The sequence below is a fragment of the Vogesella sp. LIG4 genome (assembly GCF_900090205.1).
In the GTDB taxonomy this organism is placed as follows: Bacteria; Pseudomonadota; Gammaproteobacteria; order Burkholderiales; family Chromobacteriaceae; genus Vogesella.
Window position 1 is genome coordinate 3,437,469 of the sequence record NZ_LT607802.1, and the last position, 23,840, is coordinate 3,461,308.

20 protein-coding genes are annotated in these 23,840 nt (G+C 67.9%); all 20 read left to right on the top strand.

Annotated features, from left to right (window positions below; translation table 11 throughout):
* Window positions 1–16: 16 nt before the first annotated feature.
* The 20 genes from PSELUDRAFT_RS15925 (at window position 17) to prmB (ending at window position 23,775) form a co-directional block, all read left to right on the top strand.
* Complete coding sequence (locus tag PSELUDRAFT_RS15925) at window positions 17–1,084, top strand: HoxN/HupN/NixA family nickel/cobalt transporter (protein ID WP_088967767.1); 1,068 nt, start codon at window positions 17–19, stop codon at window positions 1,082–1,084.
* Window positions 1,081–1,410, top strand: a complete 330-nt coding sequence (locus PSELUDRAFT_RS15930) for a ferredoxin (RefSeq protein ID WP_088967768.1) — start codon at window positions 1,081–1,083, stop codon at window positions 1,408–1,410. The genes PSELUDRAFT_RS15925 and PSELUDRAFT_RS15930 overlap by 4 nt, the downstream gene beginning before the upstream one ends.
* A complete protein-coding gene (locus PSELUDRAFT_RS15935; protein WP_088967769.1) occupies window positions 1,407–5,489 on the top strand; it encodes a cobaltochelatase subunit CobN in 4,083 nt (1,360 codons plus the stop codon). Before PSELUDRAFT_RS15930 ends, PSELUDRAFT_RS15935 begins: the two co-directional genes overlap by 4 nt.
* The gene (locus PSELUDRAFT_RS15940) at window positions 5,486–7,411 is read left to right on the top strand and encodes a putative cobaltochelatase (RefSeq protein WP_088967770.1); all 1,926 of its coding nucleotides are present in this window, start codon (window positions 5,486–5,488) and stop codon (window positions 7,409–7,411) included. The genes PSELUDRAFT_RS15935 and PSELUDRAFT_RS15940 overlap by 4 nt, the downstream gene beginning before the upstream one ends.
* Window positions 7,408–8,163 carry a uroporphyrinogen-III C-methyltransferase gene (gene cobA, locus PSELUDRAFT_RS15945; RefSeq protein WP_088967771.1) on the top strand — a complete coding sequence of 252 codons (756 nt, stop codon included), beginning with the start codon at window positions 7,408–7,410 and terminating at the stop codon, window positions 8,161–8,163. The genes PSELUDRAFT_RS15940 and cobA overlap by 4 nt, the downstream gene beginning before the upstream one ends.
* The gene (locus PSELUDRAFT_RS15950; RefSeq protein WP_088967772.1) at window positions 8,160–8,861 is read left to right on the top strand and encodes a cobalt-precorrin-7 (C(5))-methyltransferase; all 702 of its coding nucleotides are present in this window, start codon (window positions 8,160–8,162) and stop codon (window positions 8,859–8,861) included. The genes cobA and PSELUDRAFT_RS15950 overlap by 4 nt, the downstream gene beginning before the upstream one ends.
* Window positions 8,858–10,435 carry a precorrin-8X methylmutase gene (locus tag PSELUDRAFT_RS15955; RefSeq protein WP_088967773.1) on the top strand — a complete coding sequence of 526 codons (1,578 nt, stop codon included), beginning with the start codon at window positions 8,858–8,860 and terminating at the stop codon, window positions 10,433–10,435. The genes PSELUDRAFT_RS15950 and PSELUDRAFT_RS15955 overlap by 4 nt, the downstream gene beginning before the upstream one ends.
* Window positions 10,432–11,568: a cobalt-precorrin-5B (C(1))-methyltransferase CbiD gene (gene cbiD, locus PSELUDRAFT_RS15960; protein ID WP_088967774.1), complete on the top strand. Its 1,137-nt coding sequence runs from the start codon at window positions 10,432–10,434 to the stop codon at window positions 11,566–11,568. Before PSELUDRAFT_RS15955 ends, cbiD begins: the two co-directional genes overlap by 4 nt.
* The gene (gene cobI, locus PSELUDRAFT_RS15965) at window positions 11,565–12,293 is read left to right on the top strand and encodes a precorrin-2 C(20)-methyltransferase (RefSeq protein ID WP_088967775.1); all 729 of its coding nucleotides are present in this window, start codon (window positions 11,565–11,567) and stop codon (window positions 12,291–12,293) included. Before cbiD ends, cobI begins: the two co-directional genes overlap by 4 nt.
* A complete protein-coding gene (gene cobM / locus PSELUDRAFT_RS15970; protein ID WP_088967776.1) occupies window positions 12,290–13,096 on the top strand; it encodes a precorrin-4 C(11)-methyltransferase in 807 nt (268 codons plus the stop codon). Before cobI ends, cobM begins: the two co-directional genes overlap by 4 nt.
* Entirely contained in the window at window positions 13,093–13,860 is a 768-nt protein-coding gene (locus tag PSELUDRAFT_RS15975) for a cobalamin biosynthesis protein (protein ID WP_088967777.1), read from the top strand. The genes cobM and PSELUDRAFT_RS15975 overlap by 4 nt, the downstream gene beginning before the upstream one ends.
* A 42-nt stretch (window positions 13,861–13,902) precedes the next feature.
* On the top strand, window positions 13,903–15,453 hold the full coding sequence (gene cobJ, locus PSELUDRAFT_RS15980; RefSeq protein ID WP_088968537.1) for a precorrin-3B C(17)-methyltransferase: 1,551 nt from the start codon (window positions 13,903–13,905) through the stop codon (window positions 15,451–15,453).
* Entirely contained in the window at window positions 15,450–16,550 is a 1,101-nt protein-coding gene (locus PSELUDRAFT_RS15985) for a GTP-binding protein (protein ID WP_088967778.1), read from the top strand. The genes cobJ and PSELUDRAFT_RS15985 overlap by 4 nt, the downstream gene beginning before the upstream one ends.
* Window positions 16,551–16,582: 32 nt before the next feature.
* On the top strand, window positions 16,583–17,185 hold the full coding sequence (cobO, locus tag PSELUDRAFT_RS15990) for a cob(I)yrinic acid a,c-diamide adenosyltransferase (protein ID WP_088967779.1): 603 nt from the start codon (window positions 16,583–16,585) through the stop codon (window positions 17,183–17,185).
* 1 nt (window position 17,186) lies between these two features.
* Complete coding sequence (locus tag PSELUDRAFT_RS15995) at window positions 17,187–18,500, top strand: cobyrinate a,c-diamide synthase (RefSeq protein WP_088967780.1); 1,314 nt, start codon at window positions 17,187–17,189, stop codon at window positions 18,498–18,500.
* Window positions 18,497–19,153, top strand: a complete 657-nt coding sequence (gene bluB, locus PSELUDRAFT_RS16000) for a 5,6-dimethylbenzimidazole synthase (RefSeq protein ID WP_088967781.1) — start codon at window positions 18,497–18,499, stop codon at window positions 19,151–19,153. Before PSELUDRAFT_RS15995 ends, bluB begins: the two co-directional genes overlap by 4 nt.
* A gap of 356 nt (window positions 19,154–19,509) precedes the next feature.
* Complete coding sequence (gene pabA / locus PSELUDRAFT_RS16005) at window positions 19,510–20,079, top strand: aminodeoxychorismate/anthranilate synthase component II (RefSeq protein ID WP_088967782.1); 570 nt, start codon at window positions 19,510–19,512, stop codon at window positions 20,077–20,079.
* Window positions 20,080–20,100: 21 nt separating this feature from the next.
* Window positions 20,101–21,126, top strand: a complete 1,026-nt coding sequence (gene trpD / locus PSELUDRAFT_RS16010) for an anthranilate phosphoribosyltransferase (protein WP_088967783.1) — start codon at window positions 20,101–20,103, stop codon at window positions 21,124–21,126.
* 83 nt (window positions 21,127–21,209) lie between these two features.
* Entirely contained in the window at window positions 21,210–22,583 is a 1,374-nt protein-coding gene (locus tag PSELUDRAFT_RS16015) for a phosphomannomutase/phosphoglucomutase (RefSeq protein WP_088967784.1), read from the top strand.
* A 241-nt stretch (window positions 22,584–22,824) separates the two neighbouring features.
* Window positions 22,825–23,775 (top strand): 50S ribosomal protein L3 N(5)-glutamine methyltransferase, encoded by a 951-nt coding sequence (prmB, locus tag PSELUDRAFT_RS16020; protein ID WP_088967785.1) that lies wholly within the window; start codon window positions 22,825–22,827, stop codon window positions 23,773–23,775.
* Window positions 23,776–23,840: the final 65 nt, after the last annotated feature.

Consider the following 23,840-nt stretch of genomic DNA (forward strand, 5'->3'; position numbering starts at 1 on the left):
ACCAGGGGACCCCAATATGGCCAAGCCATTGCCGCGCCCACTTTCGTTTCATGCCGTTTCCACCCGCCGCGCCTCGGCCCTGATGCTAACCGGGCTGCTTGCGGCCAACCTGCTCGCCTGGGCCTGGGCGCTGACTGCCTTCGCCGGCCAACCCACCCTGCTTGCCACCGCGCTGCTGGCCTACCTGTTCGGCCTGCGCCATGCCGTCGACCCCGACCATATCGCCGCCATCGACAATGTGGTGCGCAAGCTGATGCAGGACGGCCAGCGCCCGCTGGCGGTCGGCTTCTTCTTTTCCATCGGCCATTCAACGCTGATCCTGCTGGCGGTGGCGGTGATCGTCAGCACCACCGCCGCGCTGCAAAGCCGCTTCGGCGCCTTCCGCGAACTGGGCGGCGTCGTGTCCATCGGCGTGTCGGCCTTCTTCCTGCTGGCCATCGCCGTCACCAACCTGGTGATCCTCAAGGGGGTGTGGCGCAGCTTCCAGCGCGTGAAGCGCGGCGAGGCCGTCAGCGAGGAGGAAATGGACATGCTGCTGGCCGGGCATGGTTTTCTCGCCCGCCTGTTCCGCCCGCTGTTCCGGCTGGTGACCCGCAGCTGGCACATGTTCCCCATCGGCTTCCTGTTCGGGCTCGGCTTTGACACCGCTACCGAGATCGGCCTGTTCTCGGTATCCGCCTCGCACGCATCGCATGGCAGCTCGCTGTGGTCGGTAATGGTGTTCCCGGTGCTGTTCACCGTCGGCATGGCACTCGTCGACACGCTGGACAGCATGCTGATGGTCGGCGCCTACGGCTGGGCCTTCGTCAACCCGGTGCGCAAGATCTGGTACAACCTGACCATCACCACCGTGTCGGTGCTGGTCGCCTTCGGCATCGGCGGCCTGGAGGCACTCGGCCTGCTGGCCAACCAGCTGCAACTCACCGGCGCGTTCTGGGACGTGGTAGCCACCATGAACCAGAGCCTCGCCAATTTCGGCTACCTGGTGATAGGCGTGTTTCTCGCCAGCTGGGCAATATCGGCCGCCATCTACAAATGGCGCGGCTACGACCTGCGCTACGGCAACATCCGGAACAGCCAATGAGAACCCACTACAAACACGTGCTGATGTGCACCGGCCCGCGCTGCACCGAGAACGGCGCCACCGCCGAGGCGATGTTCAAGCTGCTCGGCCAGAGCATAGACGCCTGCGACGGCCTGCGCGTGAAGCGCACCCGCACCCACTGCTTCGCGGTATGCAAGGAAGGCCCCATCGTGGCGGTGTACCCGGACGGCGTCTGGTACCGCCGGGTGGACGCCGCCGCCATCCAGCGCATCGTCAGCGAACACCTGCGTGACGACTGCCCGGTGGAGCCGCTGATCTTCCACCGGCTTGGCATCGGCGATATCGACGCGGAGGAGCAGCCATGAGCGCCCGCATCGTACTGCTTAGCCACGCCGGCACCGACCTGTCGGCGCTGGCGCGCGCCCGCGCGCTGCTGCCGGACGACTTTGCCGCCGTCGAGGCGGTGAACCTGCAAACCGTGGACAGCCCGGCGCGCATGGAAGCGCTGCTCGGCTCAACGTTGGCCGCAGCACGCGTGCTGCTGGTGCGCCTGCTCGGCCGCGCCAGCGCCGTGCCCGGCTTTGACGCGCTGCGCCGCGACGCCGAGGCGAACGGCCGCGCGCTGATCGTGGTCAGCGGCACCGGCGAGCCGGACCCGGAACTGGCGGCGCTGTGCAGCGTGCCGCCGGCACTGCAGCACGAGGCCACTGCTTACCTGCAGGCGGGCGGCACCGCCAATATGGCGCAGCTCTTGCGCTGCCTGTCCGACCGGCTGCTGATGACCGGCTGCGGCTACCTGCCGCCGGCGGCGCTGCCCGATCACGGCATCTACCACCCGGAGCTGGCGGGCCTGGCCACGCTGGATGACTGGCAGGCAGTCTGCAACCCTGCCTGGCCAACCGTGGGCATCACCTTCTACCGGGCGCACTGGCTGTCCGGCAACACCCGCTTCATCGACCAGCTGGTCGATGCGCTGGCCGAGCGCCAGCTCAACGCGCTGCCGGTGTACACCGCCTCGCTGCGCACGCTGGGCGCATCCGGCCTGCCGGCGGCGCTGGACTTCTTCGCCGACGGCGATGCCAGCCGTATCGATGCGCTGATCAATACCACCTCGTTCGCCATGGGCGATGTGAATGCCGACGGCCCCACCGCGGCCGGCTGGTCGGTGGCAGCGTTCGAGCGGCTGGACCTGCCGGTGATCCAGGCCATCACCAGCAGCATGACCATGGCGCAGTGGCAGGCGTCCGAGCGCGGCCTCAACCCGCTCGACACCGCGATGAACGTGGCGCTGCCGGAGTTCGACGGCCGCATCATCGGCGTGCCGATCTCGTTCAAGCACGAGCAGGACGAAACCGAATACGCGCCGCTGCCGGACCGGGCGCGCCGCGTGGCCGGCATTGCCGCGCGCCAGGTGGCGCTGCGCCGCACGCCAAACGACAAGAAGCGCATCGCCTTCATCTTCACCAACTCCAACAGCAAGGCCTCGCAGATCGGCAACGCCGTCGGCCTGGACTCCCCGGCCTCGCTGTTCGCCCTGCTGCACGCCATGCGCGAGGCGGGCTACCACCTACCCGACCTGCCCGAATCGAGCGACGCGCTGATCCACACCCTGATCGACCGCGGCGCCTACGACGAGGACTACCTCACCGCCACGCAACTACAGCAGGCGGTGGCCAGCGTACCGGCGGCGCGCTATGCCGAGTGGTTCGCCCAGCTGCCACCCGCGCTGCAGGACAAGATGCAGCAGCGCTGGGGCGCGGCGCCGGGCCAGGCCTATGTGCACGACAACAAACTGGTGTTCGCCGGCCTGGAATACGGCAACGCCTTCGTGGCGCTGCAGCCGCCGCGCGGCTACGGCATGGACCCGGACGCGATCTACCACACCCCCGACCTGCCGCCCACTCACCACTACTACGCGCTGTACTGCTGGCTGCGCGACGACTGGCGCGCCGACGCCATCGTGCACGTCGGCAAGCACGGCACGCTGGAATGGCTGCCCGGCAAGGGCGTGGGCGTGTCGGAAAACTGCTTCCCGGACGCACTGCTCGGCGAGCTGCCGATGTTCTACCCCTTCATCCTCAACGACCCGGGCGAAGGCTCGCAGGCCAAGCGCCGCGCGCATTCGGTAATCATCGACCACCTGACCCCGCCGATGACCACCGCCGACACCTACGGGCCGCTGGCGCAGCTGACCCAGCTGGTGGACGAGTACTACCAGGTGGAGATGCTGGACCCGGCCAAGCTGCCGCTGCTGCAGCAGCAGATCTGGGACCTGATCAAGGAAGCCAGGCTCGATACCGACCTGGCGGCGATGCTCAAGCACGACCATGATCACGACCATGACCATGATCACGACCACCATCAGCACACCCCACAGCCGGCTGCCGGCAAATACCGGCTGCAAGCAGCCAAACCGGCGGCGGCCCGGCCGGTTGAGGCCAGCGGCAAGTACCGGCTGAGCCCGGCCCAGGCGCACCATCAGCACGGCCACGGGCATCACCATGGCCATGGCCATGATCACCATCACGACCACCACCATCATGACCATCATGGCGACCATCACCATGACCACGATCACGAGTGGGATGACACGCTGAACGAGGACGGCGTGCCGCTGACGCTGGCCAAGATGGAAGGCGTGGACGTGGCGCACCTGATCGAGGACATCGACGGCTACCTGTGCGAGCTGGGCGCGGCGCAGATCCGCGACGGCCTGCACATCCTCGGCAAGGTGCCGCAGGATGCGGCGCTGATCGACATGGTGTGCGCGCTGGTGCGCCTGCCCAATCTGGCGATTCCCGGCCTGCCGGCCGGCGTGGCCGCGGCGCTGGGCGTGGACTGGCAGATGCTGCAGGACGAACAGGGCAAGCGCCTGGCTGCCGTGCCGGAGGCGCTGCAGCGCCTGAGCGACAGCCCGCTGGTCACCCGTGCCGACGCCCATGACGCCATCCGCGCGCTGGGGCGGCAGCTGATTGCCGGCCTGGCCGACAGCGACTTCGACGCGGCCGCGATCGACACAACGTTGGCCGCAACGCTGCCCGGCATCGGCGCCAGCGACACGCTCGGGACCACCCTCGGCTACGTCTGCCGCGAACTGGTGCCCAACCTCGCGCGCACCACGGAAGAGATTGCCAACCTGCTGCGCGGCCTTGCCGGCGGCTACGTGCCGGCCGGCCCCAGCGGCGCACCCACCCGCGGCATGGCGCATGTGCTGCCCACCGGCCGCAATTTCTACTCGGTGGACCCGCGCAGCCTGCCGTCGCAGGCGGCATGGCGCATCGGCACCGAACTGGCCGGCGAGGTACTGGCGCGGCATCGCAAGGAAACCGGCCACGATCCGGAGTCGGTCAGCATCAGCGTGTGGGGCACCAGCGCCATGCGCACCCACGGCGACGACATCGCGCAGATCCTGGCGCTGCTCGGCGTGCGCCCGCGCTGGCAGGCCGAGAGCCGCCGCGTGGCCGGCATCGAGGTGATTCCGCTGGCCGAGCTGGGTCGCCCGCGCATCGACGTGACGGTGCGCATCAGCGGTTTCTTCCGCGATGCCTTCCCGCACCTGATCCACCTGGTGGACGAGGCGGTACACACCGTGGCGCGCCTCGACGAGCCTGTCGAACAGAACTTCGTGCGCAAGCACTACCTGGCGGACCTCAAGCAGCAGCTGTTCGCCCGGGAAGCCGCAGCCGACACCGAACAGCAGGCGCTGTACCGCGTGTTCGGCTCCAAGCCCGGCACCTACGGCGCCGGCATCCTGCCGCTGATCAACGAGCAGAACTGGGAGACCGACGCCGACTTCGCCACCGCCTACATCAACTGGGGCGGCTACGCCTACGGCCGGCTGGCCAATGGCGCCGACGCGCGCGACGCCTTCCGCCATCGCCTGTCCGGCGTGGAGGTGGCGCTGCACAACCAGGACAACCGCGAGCACGACATTTTCGACAGCGACGACTACCTGCAGTACCACGGCGGCATGATCGCCACCATCCGCAGCCTGACCGGCCGCCAGCCGCGCCACTACTTCGGCGACAGCCACAACCCGGACAACCCGGCGGTGCGCGGGCTGAAGGAGGAGGTGCTGCGCGTGTTCCGCTCGCGCGTGGCCAACCCCAAGTGGATCGCCAGCATCCAGCAGCACGGCTACAAGGGCGGGCTGGAACTGACCGCCACGGTGGACTACCTGTTCGGCTACGATGCCACCGCCCACGTGGTGGACGACTGGGTGTACGAGCAGCTGGCAGAGACCTATGCCTTCGACCCGGCCATGCAGCAATTCTTCGCCGAGAGCAACCCGTGGGCGCTCGGCGCCATCACCGAACGGCTGCTGGAAGCCGCGCAGCGCCAGCTGTGGGCAGAACCCCGGCCGGAAACGCTGGCGGCGCTGCAGGCGCTGCACCTGCAAAGCGAAGCGCAGCTGGAAGCACGCGGCGAGAACCCGACACCATGAGACACAACTACCCCTTTGCCGCCATCGTCGGCCAGGAACAGCTCAAGCGCGCGCTGCTGCTGTGCGCCATCGACCCGACCCTGGGCGGCGTGCTGATCCGCGGCGACAAGGGCACCGCCAAGAGCACTGCCGCGCGCGGCCTCACCGACGTGCTGCCGCCGATCCGGCGCGTGGCCGGCTGCGCCTTCAACTGCGCGCCGGACGCGCCGCTGGCCGAATGCGAGCCCTGCCAGAGCAGCCACGCCGAACACCGCCATTCGCCGGTGCCCTTCGTCAACCTGCCGCTGGGCGCCACCGAGGACCGCGTGCTGGGCAGCCTCGACTTCGAGCGCGCACTGAAGGACGGCAAAAAAGCGTTCCAGCCCGGCCTGCTCGCCGCCGCGCACCGCGGCCTGTTGTATATCGACGAGGTCAACCTGCTGGCCGACCACCTGGTGGACGTGCTGCTGGACGTATCGGCAATGGGCCGCAACACGGTGGAGCGCGAGGGGCTGGCGATCAGCCACCCGGCACGCATCACCCTGCTTGGCACCATGAACCTGGAGGAAGGCGAACTGCGCCCGCAGCTGCTGGACCGTTTCGGCCTGATGGTGGAAGTGAGCGCGCCGCGCGAGCCGGCCATCCGTACCGAGGTGGTGCGTCGCCGGCTGGCGTTCGAGGCCGACCCGGCGGGCTTCATCGCCAGCTGGCAGGCGGATACCGACGCACTGCGCGCCACCATTCGCAGCGCGCAGGACACGATCGCCGGCGTCGCCCTGCCCGATTCGCTGCTCGCCTTCATCAGCCAGCTGTGCTGCGAGTTCGAGGTAGCCAGCCTGCGCGCCGACATCGTGATGCACAAGGCGGCGCGCGCCATTGCCGCGCTGGCCGGCCGCGACACGGTAACGGCGGAAGACGTGCGCGATGCCGCCGAACTGGTGCTGCCGCACCGCCGCCGCAAGAAGCCGTTCGAACAGCCCGGCCTGGATCGTGACAAGCTCGACGAGCTGACGCGCCAGGCCGCGCCGCCGCCTCCGCCACCGCCGCATGAATCCGGCCACGGCGAGGCAGACGCACCGGACGAGGCGCCGGACAACGCATCGGATGATGGCCACGAGCAGCCCGGCCACGCCGCCGAACAGCTATTCGCCGCCGGCCCGGCGGCCGAAGTTGGCCGCATAGAAGTCACTGCGCTTGGCGCGCACGATGCCAGCGGCCGGCGCAGCAGCGTCAGCGGCACCCGGCGCGGCCACAGTGTGAGTGCGGTGAAAAACGAGGCGCCCAGCCAGCTGGCGGTGGATGCCACCCTGCGCCACGCGCTGCTGCGCAACCCCAACGATTTCAGCGTCACCCGCGCCGACCTGCACCAGAAAGTGCGCGCCGGCCGCGAGGGCAATCTGATCCTGCTGGTGGTGGACGCCTCCGGCTCGATGGCGGCGCGCCGCCGCATGGAACTGGTGAAGTCCTGCGTGCTGGGCCTGCTGCAGGACGCCTACCAGCGCCGCGACCAGGTGGCGGTGATCGCCTTCCGCGCCGATGCGGCCGAACTGGTGCTGGCGCCTACCCGCCAGGTGGAACAGGCAGAGCAGGCGCTGCGCGAGCTGCCCACCGGCGGGCGCACCCCGCTCGCCCACGCCCTGCAGCTGGCCGCGCAGACGCTGGCGAAACAGAACGAGCTGACGCCGCTGTTGGTGCTGCTGTCCGATGGCCGCGCCAATATCGCGCTCGACGCCGGCGCCGACCCGTGGCGCGAAGCCTTGACGTTGGCCGCAAGCATTGCCGGGCTCGGCACGCCGGCGCTGGTGCTGGATACCGAGGAAGGCTTCGTCAAGCTGGGCCGCGCCCGTGAACTGGCACAGGTGCTGCAGGCCGACTACCTGCCGCTGGAGCAGCTCGGCAGCGAGCAGCTGACCATGACCATCCGCCAAAGGCTGCCGCAATGAAGCCGGGCAAGGTTTACCTGATAGGTGCCGGCCCCGGCGACGTGGAACTGCTGACGCTGAAGGCGGTACGCCGCCTCGGCCTGGCCGACGTGGTGCTGATCGACGACCTGGCCAACCCCGAGGTGCTGCAGTTCGTGCCGCAGCACGCCGAGGTGGTCTACGTCGGCAAACGCGGCGGCTGTGCCTCGGTGGCGCAGGCCGATATCGAGGCGCGGCTGCTGGCCGCGGCGCGCGCCGGCCACTGCGTCGCCCGCGTCAAGGGCGGCGACCCCTTCGTGTTCGGCCGTGGTGGCGAGGAAATGCAGACGCTGCAGGCCGCCGGCATCGAAGTGGAAGTGGTCAACGGCATCACCGCCGGCCTGGCGGTACCGGCCACGCTGGACATTCCGCTGACCCACCGCGACTACGTGCACGGCGTCACCTTCGTCTCCGGCCACACCCACCAGGGCGACGAGCCGGACTGGGCGGCGCTGGCCGCCAGCGGCATGACGCTGGTGATCTACATGGGGATGAGCCGGCTCGGCTTCATCACCGCACAATTGCAACACGGCCTGCCGGCCGACACCCCGGCGGCGGCGATCCAGTACGGCACCCGCCCGCAGCAGCGTCAGGTGGTCGCCACGCTGGCGACACTGGCCAGCGCGGTTGCCGCTGCCGGCCTCGGCAGCCCGGCACTGGTGGTGGTAGGCCCCACCGTGGGCCTTGCCCGCCTGCCGGCGCACGGCCAAACCATTGAAAAGGAATCCACATGATTGTCTGCATCGGCGCCGGCCCCGGCGATATCGGCTACCTGCCGCAACGCTCGGCGCAACTGATACGCGAGGCCGACGTGGTGGCCGGCTTCAACGCGGTGATCGACGTGGTGCGCTCGCTGATCCCGGACACTGCCGAGGTGATCCAGATGGGCTACCGCGACCAGGTGGCGCAGCTGGACATCGTTGCCGAGCGTCACCACGCCGGCAAGAAGTGCGTGGTGGTGTTCATGGGCGACATCCACTTCAGCGGCTTCCAGTACCTGGAGCGCGTCGAGCGCGCCTGCGGCCACCCGGTGGACACCATCCCGGGCATTTCGTCGGCACAGATCCTCGCCTCGCGCGCCAAGGTGTGCTTCGACGAAACCACCTTCGTCACCTTCCACCGCCGTGGCGACCTGACCCCGTTCAAGCGCCACCTGGTGCACGTACTGCAGGATCAGCGCAACGCCATCGTGATTCCCTGCCCGTGGGACGAGGCGCGCTCCTTCATGCCCTGGCACATCGCCGCCTACCTGCTGGAAAACGGCATCCCGGCCGAGCACCGCGTCGAAGTGTGGGAGAACCTGACCCGTGGCGATGCCGAGTGGCACGGCACGTTGGCCGCATGCGCCGAGCAGCGCTTCTCCGACATGAGCATCATGCTGATCCGCACGCTGCAGCCGATGGACAGCCAGATCGAGCCGACCCACAAATGAGCGCCAACGATTACGCCATCGTGCTGGCCGGCCACGGCAGCCGCGACCCGGACGGGGTCAATGAATTCATGGCGCTGGTGGCGCTGCTGCGCGAGCGCGCCGGCGGCCGCACCGTCGAGCATGGTTTCCTCGAATTCGCCACCCCGACCATAGACCAGGCGGTAGCCTCGGTGATCGCCGCCGGCGCCAGCACGGTGGTGATGGTGCCGGGCGTGCTGCTGGCCGCCACCCACGCCAAGAACGACATGCCGAGCGAGCTGCTGGCACTGCAGCAGGCACACCCGGATACCGGCTTCCACTTCGGCGCGGCGATGGACCTGCACCCGAAACTGCTGGCGCTGTGCCGCGAACGCATCATCGAGGCAGAAGCGCGCTCGGCCAGCACCGTGTCGCGCGCCGATACCTGCCTGGTGGTGGTCGGACGCGGCACCAGCGACCCGGACGCCAACTCCGAGATCTCCAAGCTCACCCGCATGCTGGAAGAAGGCATGGGCTTCGGCACCTCCTTCGTCTGCTATTCCGGCACCGCCAGGCCGCTGGTGGCCGACGGCCTGCGCGCCGCCGCGCTGCTGGGCCACCGCCGCATCGTGGTGTTGCCCTACTTCCTGTTCGACGGCGTGCTGGTGAAGCGCATCTACGCTGCGGTAGACGACCTGGCCGCCCGCCACCCGGAGATCGAGGTGCTGCCGGCCGGCTATCTCGGCGTGCACCCGCACGTGGCCGATGTGTTCCTGGAACGCGCGCAGGAGGGCGTGGAAGGCCGCGCCGCGATGAATTGCGCGCTGTGCAAGTACCGGGTGCAGATCGTCGGTTTCGAGGAACAGGTCGGCACGCCGCAGCAGGGCCACCACGGCCTGGTGCGCGGCCTGCTGGGCCGCAACGATGCCGCGCCGGCGCCGGCAGAGACGTGGCCGCCCTATGTGCCGCACCCGATCGAAGCGGAGAGCATGCGCATCATCGACGAAGGGCGTGACTGGTCCGCGGTGCCGGCCGATCACCAGATCGTGCTCAAGCGCCTGGTGCACACCAGCGGCGATTTCGACATCGTCGACGACCTGGTGTTTTCGCCCGGCGCGGTGGAAACCGGCATCCGCGCGCTGCTGCGCTGCCGCCGCATCGTTGCCGACGTCACCATGGTGCAGACCGGCCTCAAGCGCGCGGTGCTGGACCAGCTGGGCGTGGAAACCTGGTGCGGCGTGCACGACGAGGAAACCCACCTGCTCGCCAGGGCGCAGGGCATTACCCGCTCGGCCGCCGGCATCCGCCGCGCCTGGCAGAAATTCGGCAACGACGTGGTGGTGGCGATAGGCGATGCGCCCACCGCCATCATGGAAGTGGTGCGGCTGGTGCGCGAGCATGGCTGGCGCCCGCAGCTGGTGGTCGGCCTGCCGGTGGGCTTTGTCGGCACCCGCGAATGCAAGGAGGAGCTGGCGCGCCTGATGCAGGTGCCGCGCATCACCAACCGCGGCACCCGTGGCGGCTCGCCGTGGGCGGCCTCGGCGGTGAACGCGATGATGATCGCGGCAATAGACCGCGTGTACCGCGAAAACCAGGAACAGCAAGCCGCGCAATGAGCGACCCTGCCCGCCGCCCCTACGACCTCGCCACGCCGGCCCCCAACGGCCTGCGCCGCGGCCGCACCACCGGCAGCTGCGCCACCGCCGCGGTAAAGGCGGCGCTGACGCTGCTGCTGCGCGGCGAAACAGAGAGCGAGGTGGAGGTGAGCCTGCCGGACCCGGACTACTACCTGCTGGTGCCGGTGGAGAAGGTGGCGCGGCTGGCCGGCGGCGTGGTGCGCGCCGAGGTGCTGAAGTACGGCGGCGACGACCCGGACAATACCGACGGCGCGACCATCTTTGCCGAGGTCGCAGTGAATGGCAGCGGCGCGGTTCGCTTCATCGCCGCCGCCGGCGTCGGCACCGTTACCCAGCCGGGCCTGCGCATTCCGCCCGGCGAGCCGGCAATCAACCCAGTGCCGCGCCAGATGATGCAGTGGGCGGTGGACGAAGTGCTGAACGGTGCGGCCAACCCCGGCTTCGACCTCGCCATCGGCTGCGTCGATGGCGACAGAATCGCCAAACGCACCTTCAACCCGATGCTGGGCATCGTCGGCGGCATCTCGATACTCGGCACCAGCGGCATCGTGGAACCGATGTCGCTGGCGGCGTGGATGGCGTCGATCGAGGTGTATATCCGCGTGGCGCTGGGCCACCGCCCGGCCGCCATCGCCTTCACGCCGGGCAAGATCGGCCGCGGCTACGCCGCCGACACGCTGCAGCTGGAAAAAAAGGAAGTGGTACAGATTGCCAACTTCGTCGGCGTATCGCTGGACTACACGCAGGCGACGCTGCAAGAACAACAGACGAGGCTTGGCACGCTGTGGGTGCTGGGCCACCCCGGCAAGATCGCCAAGCTACTCGATGGCGTGTGGGACACCCACTCCAGCAAGAGCGGCATGGCGATGGGCCCGGTTGCCGCCGTGGCCGCCGAAATGGGCTTTGCCGCCGACCTCGTCGACCAGATCGAGAAAGCCAATACCGTGGAAAACGTAGTGCAAATCATGAGAACCCAGGCCGACGCGCGCGGCTACTGGATGGAAATCGAGCGCCGCGTCGCCGCGCTGATGGCGCCCAGGGTGCCAAACGCGGACCGCGTGGCGGTGCGCCTGTTCAGCATGGATGGGACGCCGCTAGGAGAGGCAGCATGAACCTCGGACACTTCACCGGCGTAGGCGTCGGCCCCGGCCCTGCCGGGCTGATTCCGGTAGCGGCGCTGGCCGCGCTGCAGCAGGCCGACCTGATCTACCTGCCGCGCGCGCGTGGCAGCGAGGTTTCTGTCGCCCGCCAGTGCCTGGCCGGCCTCGCCATCCCGGAGCAGAAATTCCGCGAGATCGAGTTCCAGATGGACCCGGACCGCAGCGTGCTGTCCAGCCACTACGGCGAGTTGGCCGCAGCGGTGGCCACCGAACTGACCGCGGGCCGCCACGTCGCCTACCTGACCATAGGCGACTCGATGACCTACTCCACCTACGGCTACCTGCTCGCCGCGCTGCGCGACCAGCTGCCGGGCCTGGCCCACACCACCTTCCCCGGCGTGACCAGCTTCGCCGCCACCGCCTCGGCGCTGTCCTGGCCGCTGGGCGAAGGCAAGGAACGGATATTGATACTGCCCTGCCCGGACGACATGGTCGCGTTGCGTGCCGACATCGCCAGCCACGATATCGTGGTGCTGATGAAGATAGGCACGCGGCTGCCGGACGTGCTCGGGCTGCTGGCCGATATGGGCATCGCCCGCCACTGCGCGTTTGCGCGCCGCATCGGCCTGCCCGGCGAAGTGCTGTGCAACGACGTGAGCCAGCTTGGCGCCGATGCCAGCGGCTACCTCGCCACCATGCTGATCCGCAAAACTGCCCGGGAGCAACGCCACCCATGAAAGTCTATTTCATTGGCGCCGGCCCCGGCGCCGCCGACCTGATCACCCTGCGCGGCAGCCGCCTGCTGGGCGCCGTGCCCATGGTGCTGTACGCAGGCTCCTTGGTGCCGGCCGAGATGCTGCAGCACTGCAAGCCTGACGCGGAAATCTTCGACACCGCCGAGCTGTCGCTGGACGAACAGGAGGCGCTGTACCGCCGCGCCCAGCTTGAAGACAAGGACGTGGTGCGGCTGCACTCCGGCGACCCGGCCATCTACGGCGCCACCGCCGAGCAGATGCGCCGGCTGGAGGCACTGGGCATCGGCTACGAAATCGTGCCCGGCGTGTCCTCGTTCACCGCCGCCGCCGCCGCGCTCGGCAGCGAGCTGACCCGGCCGGCGGTGTCGCAGTCCATCATCCTGACCCGCGTGTCCGGCCGCGCCTCGGCGGTGCCGGAGCTGGAGTCGATCGCGCGCTTCGCCGAGCACCAGGCCACCATGTGCATCTTCCTGTCCGGCCAGCGGCTGAAGCACACCATTGCCGACCTGCTGCTGCACTACCCGCCGGACACGCCGGTGGCGCTGGTGCGCCGCGCCAGCTGGCCCGACCAGGCCATCCACCGCAGCACGCTCGCCAACTTGATGAGCGAGGTGAAGCAGAAGGACTGGCTGCTGACCACGCTGCTGCTGGTCGGCCACGCGCTGTCGCGCGAAGGCGGCGTGGAGTCCAGCCTGTACGCCGCCGGCTTCACCCATATTTTCCGCGACGGCACCGACCGCAAGACCCCGCGCCCGAGCAAGCAGAAGGCGAAGGACAGCGCGTGAGCGATATCGCGATCTGGCTGGTGCGCGACGACGCCCTGCCGCTGGGCCAAAGGTTGGCCGCAGCGCTGGGCGCCACGCTGTACCAGCCGTGGCTGACACCGGGCGGCAGCCCGCGCGAGCAGTTCCGCCGCTGCTTCCACCAGCACCGCCAGTGGGTGCTGGTGATGGCGAGCGGCATCGCGGTGCGCTACCTCGACGGCCTGCCGGCGAGCAAGTACAGCGACCCGGCGGCGGTGGTACTGGACGAAGCGGCACGCTTCGCCATTCCACTGCTGTCCGGCCATGAGGGCGGCGCCAATACACTGGCCTACCAGGTGGCCCGGCTCACCGGCGCCACCCCCGCCGTCACCACCGCCACCGAGGCGCTGAAGCCGCTGACGCTGGGCATAGGCTGCCGTCGCGGCAAGCCGCTGCACGATATCGAACGCGCGGTACTGAGCGCGCTGGGTACGCGCAGCCTCGCCGAAGTGCGCGAGGTCGCCACCATCGATCTCAAGGCCGACGAAGCCGGCCTGCTGGCATTCTGCGAGCGGCATGCGCTGCCGCTGCGCGTGATCGCCCGCGAGGATGTGGCTGCGCGCGGCTGGACGGGGCAGCCATCCGACTGGGTGCAGCAGAACGTCGGCGTGGCCGGCGTGTGCGAGCCATGCGCACTGATCGCCAGCCCGCGCGGGCAGCTGATCGTCCCCAAAACCGCGTTCGATGGCGTCACCGTCGCCATCGTCGAGGACCGCCCGCAGACGGCGGTTCGCCATGAACCATGAAGCACGGCGCAGCAGCGCCCTGCATTGCAGAAAGATGAAACCATGACCGGCAAACTCTACCTGGTCTCCGTCGGCCCCGGCACCGCCGAGCTGATTCCGCCGATGGTGAGGGACGCCCTCGCCGCCAGCGAGGTGATCGTTTCCTACGAGCTGTACCTGACCTGGATCCAGCCGTGGATCACCGGCAAGGATATCCGCACCCTGCCGCTGACCCAGGAGCGCGAACGCGCCCGCCTGGCGCTGGAACAGGCACGCGCCGGCAAGACGGTGGCGCTGATCTCCAGCGGAGATATCGGCATCTACGCCATGGCCACGCTGGCCTACGAGGACATGCTGGAGAGCGACAGCTTCGACGTGCAGCTGATTCCCGGCATTACCTCGGCCAACGCCTGCGCCTCGCTGCTGGGGGCGCCGCTGTCGCACGACTTTGCCACCCTGAGCCTGTCCGACCTGCTGTGCCCGTGGGAGTGGATTGAAAAGCGCGCCCGCCACATCGCCGAGGCGGACCTCGCCGCGGTGTTCTACAACGTGCAGAGCCGCCAGCGCCAGGAAGGCGTGTACCGCGTGCTGGACATCATGCTTGAGCACAAGCGCCCCGAGACGCTGTGCGGCATCGTGCACAACGCCTACCGCGAGGGCCAGACGGTGGAGGTGGTAACGCTGGCCGAGCTGCGCACGCGCCGCTTCGACATGCTGACCTCCATCGTGATCGGCAACCGCTTCACCAAGCGCAAGCGCAGCTGGATCTACTCGCCGCGCGGCTACGGCAACTGGGACGACACGCCGGACACGGTAAAAGCCGACACGCTGCCCACGGGCGCGGTGTGGGTGTTCTCCGGCACCAGCGACGGCAATGCGCTGGCAAGCGAGATCGCCGGGGCCGGCCACGCGGTAGTGGTGTCGAGCGCCAGCGACTACGGCGCGGAACTGGTCAGCCGGAACTGCCCGGGGCTGACCACCGTTGCCGGCCGGCTGGGGGTCGAACGCCGCCGCGAGCTGCTGCGCGACAGCGCGGCGCGCGCCATCGTCGATGCCACCCATCCGTTTGCCAGCGATATGTCTCAGCAGCTGATTGCGCTGGCCGCCGAGCTGTCGCTGCCCTACCAGCGCTACGAGCGCCCGGGCAGCGACACAGCCGCGCCGGCCGCCCATGTGCAGCGCGTTGCCAGCATGGACGATGCCGCACAGCTGGCGATGCGCTGCGGCCAACGTATCTTCCTCGCCACCGGCAGCAAGGAGCTGGTGCGCTTCGTCAAGGCCGACGGCGCCGCCGCACGGCAATGGTTCGTGCGCCTGGCGCCGGACCCGCAGCACCTGCAGCGCGCCATCGACGCCGGCATCCCGCGCGCCAACCTGCTGGCGATGCAGGGGCCGTTCTCGCAGGCGGCCAACGAGACGCTGTGGCGCGACTGGGGCATAGACTGCGTGGTCACCAAGGATTCCGGCGATGCCGGCGGCTACGGCGCCAAGGTAGCAGCCACGGCCGCACTGGGCATTCCGCTGATCGTGGTGGAGCGCCCCCGCATCGACTACCCCGCCGTCAGCACCGGTTTCAGCGGCGTGCTGGCAGCCCTTGCGGAGGCCCGGCCATGAGCACGCCGCGTATTCCGGTTACCGTGATCACCGGCTTTCTCGGTGCCGGCAAGACCACCCTGCTGTCGAACCTGATTCGTGACAGCAAGCAGCGGCGCCTCGCCATCCTGGTCAACGAGTTCGGCGAAGTGTCCATCGATGGCGCGCTGCTGCGCAATGAAGGCAGCGGCGCCGAGATCCACGACCTGGCCAATGGCCTGGTCGCCTACGACGATGACGCAGACTTCCTGCCCACCATGCTGGCGCTGTGGCAACGCCGCAGCGTGATCGACCATGTGCTGATCGAGACCTCCGGCCTGGCGCTGCCGTCGGCGGTAATGGAACAGCTGCAGGGCGAGGCGCTGGCGCCCTGCTTCGTGCTAGACGCCACGCTGGCGGTAGTCGACACCCCCTTGCTGCTGGACGGCGCTTTCGGCCAGCCCGCAGGCGAGGCACGCAGCATCGACGCCCCGGTGGCCGAGCTGTTCGAGCTGCAGCTGGCCAACGCCGACATCGTGGTGCTGAACAAGATCGACGGCTTGGACGACGAGGCGCTGCTGGCGGCGGAAAGCCGCGTGCGCGCGCTGGCGCCGTCTATCCGCTTCATCGAACTGGCCCACGAGGCCAGGCTCGACACCCGGCTGACGCTGGGCCTGCACCTGCACGAGCCGGCCAACAGCGCCCACCGCCACTACGGCCCGGTGGCCAGCATGCCGGGGCTCACGATGCGGCCGCTGGCCAACCAGGGCCTGCTCGACGGCCACAGCCACAGTGGGCTGGGTGCGCACAGCCACGGCCTGGCCACCCACAAGCACTTCCATGAGCAGGACCCGGGCTGGCAGTCGTTCATGATCCGCAGCAAGGAACAACAGCACCCCGACACCCTGCGCGACGCCGTCGCCGCCCTGGCCCGCAGCGAACCCATCCTGCGGGTAAAGGGTTTCGCGCCGTGCGCAGCAGGCCGGCTGCTGATCCAGGCGGTGCGCAGCCGGGTCGAGGCCAGTATTGACCCGACAGGCACGGCACGTCAGGCGCAACTGGTGTTCATCGGCTACCACCCCAGCCGCCCGCGCCTGCTGGAACGCCTGCAGGCGCTCACCGGCACGGCATGGCACTAGATGCACGCCCATGAATTCATGAAGGAAAACAGATGAAAACCGATCACGAATCGCACCAGCGCATGACCGAGCGGCGCAAAGCCGGCTTCGAGAAGAAGAAAGCGGCGGCAACACAGGAAAAGGGCCTGCTGATCGTCAATACCGGCACCGGCAAGGGCAAGAGTTCGGCGGCGTTCGGCATGGGCCTGCGCGTGGTGGGCCACGGCATGCGCCTTGGCGTGGTGCAGTTCATCAAGGGCGCGCTGCACACTGCCGAGCGCGACCTGCTGGGCGGCTTCGACAACTGCGACTTCCTCACCATGGGCGATGGCTATACCTGGAACACGCAGGACCGCAGCGCCGATATCGCCACCGCCCGCAAGGGCTGGGACGAGGCGCGCCGCATGATAGCCAGCGGCGACTACGACATGGTGATCCTCGACGAACTCAATATCGTGCTGAAGTACGAATACCTGCCGCTGGACGAGGTGCTGGCGGTGTTCGCCGCCCGCCCGGCCAACCTGCACGTGGTGGTCACCGGCCGCCATGCACCGGAGGCGCTGATCGAGGCTGCCGACCTGGTGACCGAAATGCGGCTGGTGAAGCACCCCTACCGCGAACAGGGCATCAAGGCGCAGCAGGGCGTCGAGTACTGAGATGAGCGCCGACACCGTCCGCCACTGCCCGGCGCTGTTCCTCACCGCGCCGGCCTCGCACCAGGGCAAGACCACGCTGACCGCTGGCCTCGCGCGCTACCACCGCGACCAGGGCCGGCGCGTGCGCGTGTTCAAGACCGGCCCGGACTACCTCGACCCCTATATCCTGGAACAGGCATCGGGCCACCCCGTGCATTCGCTCGACCTGTGGATGACCGGCGAGGACGACTGCCGGCACCGGCTGTACGCCGCCGCAGCGGATGCCGACCTGATCCTGATCGAGGGCAGCATGGGGATGTTCGACGGCACGCCATCCAGCGCCGACCTGGCCGCCACCCTGGGCGTACCGCTGCTGGCGGTGATAGACGTCACCGGCATGGCGCAGACCTTCGCCGCCGTGGCGCACGGCCTGGCGAGCTTCCGCCCCGGGCTGGCTTTCCATGGCGTGCTGGCCAACCGCGTGGCCAGCGCCCGTCACGCCGAGATGCTGCTGCAGGCGCTGCCGACTGAGCTGCGCTGCGTCGGCACCGTGCTGCGCGACGAGGCCATGGCGCTGCCGGAACGCCACCTCGGCCTGGTGCAGGCGCAGGAAGTAGACGACCTCGAAGCGCGGCTGCAGCAGGCAGCCGCGCAGATTGCCGGCACGGCACTGGTCGAGCTGCCACCGGCGGTGGCCTTGCGGCCAACCTTTGCCGCTGCCGTGCCGCCGCTGCTGGCCGGCACAACCATCGCCATCGCCCGCGACAAGGCGTTTTCATTCATCTACCCGGCCAATATCGAACTGCTCGCCGCGCTGGGCGCGACGCTCGCCTTCTTCTCGCCGCTGGCCGACGAAGCGCTGCCGCCCGCCGACGCCGTCTACCTGCCCGGCGGCTACCCGGAGCTGCACCTGGCCACGCTCGCCGCCAGCCAGCGCACCGCGGCCGGCCTGCGGCAGCACGTCGCCGCCGGCAAGCCGCTGTACGCCGAATGCGGCGGCATGCTCTACCTGCTCGATGCGCTCACCGACAAAACCGGTGCCAGCGGCGCCATGCTCGGCCTGTTGCCCGGGCATGCCACGCTGGGGCGGCGCCTGGCCGGGCTTGGCCTGCAGTCGGTAACGCTGGGCGGCGGCGAGCTGCGCGGCCACACCTTCCATTACACCAGCCTCGCGACGCCCTTGACGCCGGCCACCCATGCGGTGCGCAACAGTAGCCCGCTGCCGGGCGAGGCGCTGTATTGCCACGGCAGCATCGTCGCCAGCTATCTGCACCTGTACTTCCCATCCAACCCGTTTGCCACCGCCGTGCTGTTCACGGGCAAGACCACACCATGAATCGATATAACGACCTCGAAATTGCCGCCGTCTACCGCGCCATTCGCGAACGGCGCGACATGCGCCACTTCCTGCCCGACCCGATTGACCCCGAGCTACTCACCCGCCTGCTGCAAGCCGCGCACCTCGCCCCCAGCGTCGGCTTCATGCAGCCATGGCGCTTCATCCGTATCAGCGATAGCCGGCTGCGCCGCGATATGCACGCGCTGGTGGAAGCCGAACGCGTACGCACCGCCGTAGCGCTGGGTGAACGCGAGGACGAGTTCATGCGGCTCAAGGTGGAAGGTCTTCTCGACTGTGGCGAGGTACTGGTGGCCGCGCTGATGGATGACCGCGAGCGCCATGTCTTCGGCCGCCGCACCTTGCCGGAGATGGATCTGGCTTCGGTGGCCTGCGCCATCCAGAACATGTGGCTCGCCGCCCGCGCCGAAGGCATCGGCCTGGGCTGGGTCTCGCTGTTCGACCCGCTGGCACTGGGCGAGCTGCTACAGCTGCCGCCCGGCGCCAAGGCGGTAGCCATCCTCTGCCTCGGCCACGTGGAACAGTTCTACGCCAAACCCATGCTGGAGCAGGAGAACTGGGCACAGCGCCAACAGCTGGAAACCCTGCTGTTTGAGAACCATTGGCAAAGTCACGCCCCCTCAGCTGAATGAAAGTTGCCAAAATCAACAGGCAGCTTTTTTGATCGCCCCGCCCACATCCGGGCATGTGCGGAATGCTGTGTAAACCGGTCGCTGCCCGCCGAGCTGTCGAAATATTCCCTGTGATGGCGGCTGCTTTCGCCGACACTGCGACCCGCGCGTGCCGACAGATAATCGTGGTTGACGTGCGGGGGTATGCAGGCGGGCTTGTGCGGGCTGCGCAGCCGTGAGGGTTCCGGTATAGTAATGCGCAACTTCTTCACATACCCGCTTGCGCCCTCCAGCAAAATCAATTGGGGGTACAAAAGGGGGCACCAAATAGCTGGCAAAACTCACGAGGCCAGTAAATTCAAGGGTTTAAGTCAAATATGCTATTGATGATCGACAACTACGACTCCTTCACCTACAACCTGGTGCAGTACTTTGGCGAACTGGGCCAGGACGTGAAGGTGTTCCGCAATGACGAGATCACCCTGCAGGAAATCGAAGCACTGGCACCCAAGTACCTGGTGCTGTCACCCGGCCCCTGCACGCCGAACGAGGCCGGCATTTCGCTGGCGGCCATCGAGCACTTCGCCGGCAAGCTGCCCATCATGGGCGTGTGCCTCGGCCACCAGAGCATCGGCCAGGCCTTTGGCGGCAAGATCATCCACGCCAAGCAGCTGATGCACGGCAAGGTATCGCCGGTGCAGCACCACGATGTCGGCATGTTCCGTGACCTGCCTAACCCGGTAACCTGTACCCGCTACCACTCGCTGGTGATCGAGCGCGAAACGCTGCCGGACTGCCTGGAAATCACCGCCTGGACGGAAGATGGCGAAATCATGGGCGTGCGCCACAAGACCCTGCCCATCGAAGGTGTGCAGTTCCACCCGGAATCCATCCTCACCGAGCATGGCCACCGGATGCTGCAGAACTTCCTGCAAGAATTTGCCTGATACCCCACGGAGAAGCACCAGATGATCACCCCGCAGGCCGCCCTCAATCGCCTGATTGACCAGAACGAACTGTTCCACGACGAAATGCTGGACCTGATGCGCCAGATCATGCGCGGCGAAGTGCCGGCCTCCGTGATCGCCGGCATCCTGGTAGGCCTGCGCGTGAAGACCGAAAGCGTGTCGGAGATCGCCGCCTCGGCGCAGGTGATGCGCGAATTCGCCATCAAGGTGCCGGTGAAGGATCGCAGCCACCTGGTGGACACCTGCGGCACCGGCGGCGACAAGTGCCACACCTTCAACATCTCAACCACCGCGGCCTTCGTTACCGCCGCCGCCGGTGCGCGCGTGGCCAAGCATGGCGGCCGTTCGGTATCGTCCAGCTCCGGTAGCGCCGATGTGCTGGAGGCACTGGGCGTGAACCTGAACCTGTCGGCCGAACAGGTTGGCCGCTGCATCGACGAAATCGGTGTCGGCTTCATGTTCGCCCCCAACCACCACACCGCCATGAAATACGTGGCACCGGTACGCCGTGAGCTGGGTGTGCGCACCATCTTCAACATCCTGGGCCCGCTGACCAACCCGGCCGATGCACCGAACCAGGTAATGGGCGTGTTCCACCCCGACCTGGTGGGCATCCAGGCTCGGGTGCTGCAGGAACTGGGCAGCGACCGCGTGATGATCGTGCATGGCGAGGATGGCCTGGACGAAATCACCCTGTCCGGCGACACGCTGGTGGCCGAGCTGAAGAATGGCCAGATCACTGAATACCGGCTGGACCCGGCGCAATTCGGCCTCGGCTACGCCGCGCTGCCGATGCTGCGCGCCGACAGCGCCGAGCAGTCGCGCACCATCCTGCAGGGCGTACTGGCTGGCGACAGCGGCCCGGCGCGCGACATCGTGCTGCTGAACGCCGCCGCCGCCATCTACACTGCAGGTATCGCCGAGAACCTGCAGGATGGCGTGGCACTGGCTCGCGATGTGATCGACAGCGGCAAGGCACGCCGCAAGCTGGACGAACTGGTCGAGTTGTCACGCTCGCTAGCCTGATTCCTGCCCGCCCCCGATATTCCGTCGCCGGCCTGCTGCCGGCGACGCCTTTTTTGAGACCCGAGCAAGTGGACTTTCCCGTCATGAGCATTGCCGCTTCCATCTTCAAGGCCTACGACATCCGCGGTATCGTGGGTGACACTCTTACCGCCGATGCCGCCCGCCTGATCGGCCGCGCCATCGGCTCCGAAGCGCGCGAGCGCAATGTCAGCGCCATCTGCGTAGGCCGCGATGGCCGCCTGTCCGGTCCTGAGCTGTGCAACGCGCTGAGCGACGGCATCCGCGCCGCCGGCGTGGACGTGATCGACGTTGGCCGCGTGGCCACGCCGATGCTGTATTTCGCTGCCTACCAGCTGGAAACCTTCTCCGGCGTAATGGTCACCGGCAGTCACAACCCGCCGGACTACAACGGTTTCAAGATGATGCTGGACGGTGACACCCTGGCCGGCGACTGGATCCAGAAGCTGTACCAGCGCATCGTTAACAACGACTTTGCCAGCGGCCATGGCGGCTACCGCAGCCACGACATCGTGGATGCCTACCTGGAGCGCATCCAGGGCGACATCAAGCTGGCCCGTCCGATGAAGATCGTGGTGGACTGCGGCAACGGCGTGCCGGGCGATTTTGCACCGGAGCTGTTCCGTGGCCTGGGCTGCGAAGTGCACAAGCTGTTCTGCGAGGTGGACGGCAACTTCCCCAACCACCATCCGGACCCGGCCAAGCCGGAAAACCTGCAGGATGTGATCCAGGCGCTGCGCGACACCGATGCCGAAATCGGCCTGGCCTTCGACGGCGATGGCGACCGCCTGGGCGTGGTCACCAAGGACGGCAACATCATCTGGCCGGACCGCCAGCTGATCCTGTTCGCGCAGGATGTACTGTCACGCCAACCGGGCTGCAAGATCATCTACGACGTGAAGTGCACCCGCCTGCTGGCGCCGGCGATTCGCGCCGCCGGTGGCGAGCCGCTGATCAACCGCACCGGCCACAGCTTCATGAAAGCCGCGCTGAAGGAACACCCGGATGCCGGCCTCGCCGGTGAAATGTCCGGCCACGTGTTCTTCAAGGAGCGCTGGTACGGCTTCGACGACGGCCTGTACGCCGGCGCGCGCCTGCTGGAGATCCTGTCCAAGGTGGCAGACCCGTCTGCGGTGCTGAATGCGCTGCCGGATGCGCTGTCCACCCCGGAGCTGAACCTGAAGACCGCCGAGGGCGAGAATCACGCGCTGATCGCCCGCCTGCAGCACAGCGCACAGTTCGAGGGCGCCGAGAACATCATCAGTATCGACGGCCTGCGCGTGGAGTACGCCGACGGCTTCGGCCTGATGCGCGCCTCCAATACCACGCCGGTGATCGTACTGCGCTTCGAGGCCGACAACGCCGCCGCGCTGCAACGCATCCAGGACGACTTCCGCCGCGTGCTGGCCAGGGAAACCAGCGCAACGCTGCCGTTCTGAGAGCGTGTACACGATCGGCTGCGCTTCGGCGATACTGCGTTAAAAACGTCTTCGGAATGCTCATTTACTACTTGTAAACTCCGCTTCCTCAGCCATTTTCGCCTTGTCTCGCTTTAGCTCGCTAGCTCGTGAACATGCTCTGAGCGATAATCGCCGCCATTTAGCACCCCAGGGTTGGCCGCATGCGGCCAACCTTTTTGTTCCACCGCTTGCCGCGGTGCCCAGTTTTGAAAGGAATGCCATGTACGCACAAGCCGCCAGCAGCCTCCACACCGTGCGCGACCTGCTGCGCTTTGCCGTGTCCCGCTTCAACGAGGCGAATCTGACCTACGGCCACGGCACCGATAATGCCTATGACGAAGCGGCCTACCTGCTGCTGTCGGCGCTGAAGCTGCCCATCGACCGCCTGGAGCCGTTCCTGGACGCCAAGCTGCTGGAAACCGAAGTCAAGGACGTACTGGACCTGATCGAGCGCCGCGCCGAGGAGCACGTGCCGGTGGCCTACCTCACCCACGAAGCCTGGCAGGGCGAGTTCAACTTCTACGTGGACGAGCGCGTGATCGTGCCGCGCTCCTTCATCTACGAGCTGCTGGGCGAACCGCTGGCACCGTGGATCGAGCATCCGGAACTGGTCAACCGCGCGCTGGACCTGTGCACCGGCTCCGGCTGCCTGGCCATCCAGCTGGCGCACCACTACCCGGACGCCGACATCGATGCAGTGGACATCTCGCTGGACGCGCTGGAAGTAGCCAGCATCAACGTGCAGAACTACGGCCTGGAAGAGCGCATCCAGCTGATCCACAGCGACCTGGTGGAAGGCCTGGAAGAGCCGTACGACCTGATCATCGCCAACCCGCCGTACGTGGATGCCGAGTCGGTGGATGCGTTGCCGCCGGAATACCTGCACGAGCCGGAACTGGCGCTGGGCTCCGGCGAAGACGGCCTGGATGCCACCCACGTGATCCTGCAGAACGCCGCCCGCCTGCTGAACCCGCAGGGCGTGCTGCTGGTGGAGATCGGCCACAACCGCGACGTGCTGGAAGCCGCCTACCCCAGCCTGCCGTTCACCTGGATGGAAACCGAAAGCGGCGACGGCTTCGTGTTCCTGCTCACCCGCGAAGAGCTGGTGGACGCCGGCCTGGGCGACCCGCTGAACGACGATGACTTCGCCGACGTTGGCAGCGAGGACTAAGCGCGCATAGTGCAAGGCACAAGGCCGGGCGATGCCCGGCCTTGCCGTTTCTGCACCAGCCACGC

What these genes read in the sequence shown, in the direction of transcription:
- PSELUDRAFT_RS15925 (WP_088967767.1), top strand. Translation starts at nt 17, where the DNA reads ATGGCCAAGCCATTGCCGCGCCCACTTTCGTTTCATGCCGTTTCCACC.
- PSELUDRAFT_RS15930 (WP_088967768.1), top strand. Translation starts at nt 1,081, where the DNA reads ATGAGAACCCACTACAAACACGTGCTGATGTGCACCGGCCCGCGCTGC.
- PSELUDRAFT_RS15935 (WP_088967769.1), top strand. Translation starts at nt 1,407, where the DNA reads ATGAGCGCCCGCATCGTACTGCTTAGCCACGCCGGCACCGACCTGTCG.
- PSELUDRAFT_RS15940 (WP_088967770.1), top strand. Translation starts at nt 5,486, where the DNA reads ATGAGACACAACTACCCCTTTGCCGCCATCGTCGGCCAGGAACAGCTC.
- cobA (WP_088967771.1), top strand. Translation starts at nt 7,408, where the DNA reads ATGAAGCCGGGCAAGGTTTACCTGATAGGTGCCGGCCCCGGCGACGTG.
- PSELUDRAFT_RS15950 (WP_088967772.1), top strand. Translation starts at nt 8,160, where the DNA reads ATGATTGTCTGCATCGGCGCCGGCCCCGGCGATATCGGCTACCTGCCG.
- PSELUDRAFT_RS15955 (WP_088967773.1), top strand. Translation starts at nt 8,858, where the DNA reads ATGAGCGCCAACGATTACGCCATCGTGCTGGCCGGCCACGGCAGCCGC.
- cbiD (WP_088967774.1), top strand. Translation starts at nt 10,432, where the DNA reads ATGAGCGACCCTGCCCGCCGCCCCTACGACCTCGCCACGCCGGCCCCC.
- cobI (WP_088967775.1), top strand. Translation starts at nt 11,565, where the DNA reads ATGAACCTCGGACACTTCACCGGCGTAGGCGTCGGCCCCGGCCCTGCC.
- cobM (WP_088967776.1), top strand. Translation starts at nt 12,290, where the DNA reads ATGAAAGTCTATTTCATTGGCGCCGGCCCCGGCGCCGCCGACCTGATC.
- cobJ (WP_088968537.1), top strand. Translation starts at nt 13,903, where the DNA reads ATGACCGGCAAACTCTACCTGGTCTCCGTCGGCCCCGGCACCGCCGAG.
- PSELUDRAFT_RS15985 (WP_088967778.1), top strand. Translation starts at nt 15,450, where the DNA reads ATGAGCACGCCGCGTATTCCGGTTACCGTGATCACCGGCTTTCTCGGT.
- cobO (WP_088967779.1), top strand. Translation starts at nt 16,583, where the DNA reads ATGAAAACCGATCACGAATCGCACCAGCGCATGACCGAGCGGCGCAAA.
- PSELUDRAFT_RS15995 (WP_088967780.1), top strand. Translation starts at nt 17,187, where the DNA reads ATGAGCGCCGACACCGTCCGCCACTGCCCGGCGCTGTTCCTCACCGCG.
- bluB (WP_088967781.1), top strand. Translation starts at nt 18,497, where the DNA reads ATGAATCGATATAACGACCTCGAAATTGCCGCCGTCTACCGCGCCATT.
- pabA (WP_088967782.1), top strand. Translation starts at nt 19,510, where the DNA reads ATGCTATTGATGATCGACAACTACGACTCCTTCACCTACAACCTGGTG.
- trpD (WP_088967783.1), top strand. Translation starts at nt 20,101, where the DNA reads ATGATCACCCCGCAGGCCGCCCTCAATCGCCTGATTGACCAGAACGAA.
- PSELUDRAFT_RS16015 (WP_088967784.1), top strand. Translation starts at nt 21,210, where the DNA reads ATGAGCATTGCCGCTTCCATCTTCAAGGCCTACGACATCCGCGGTATC.
- prmB (WP_088967785.1), top strand. Translation starts at nt 22,825, where the DNA reads ATGTACGCACAAGCCGCCAGCAGCCTCCACACCGTGCGCGACCTGCTG.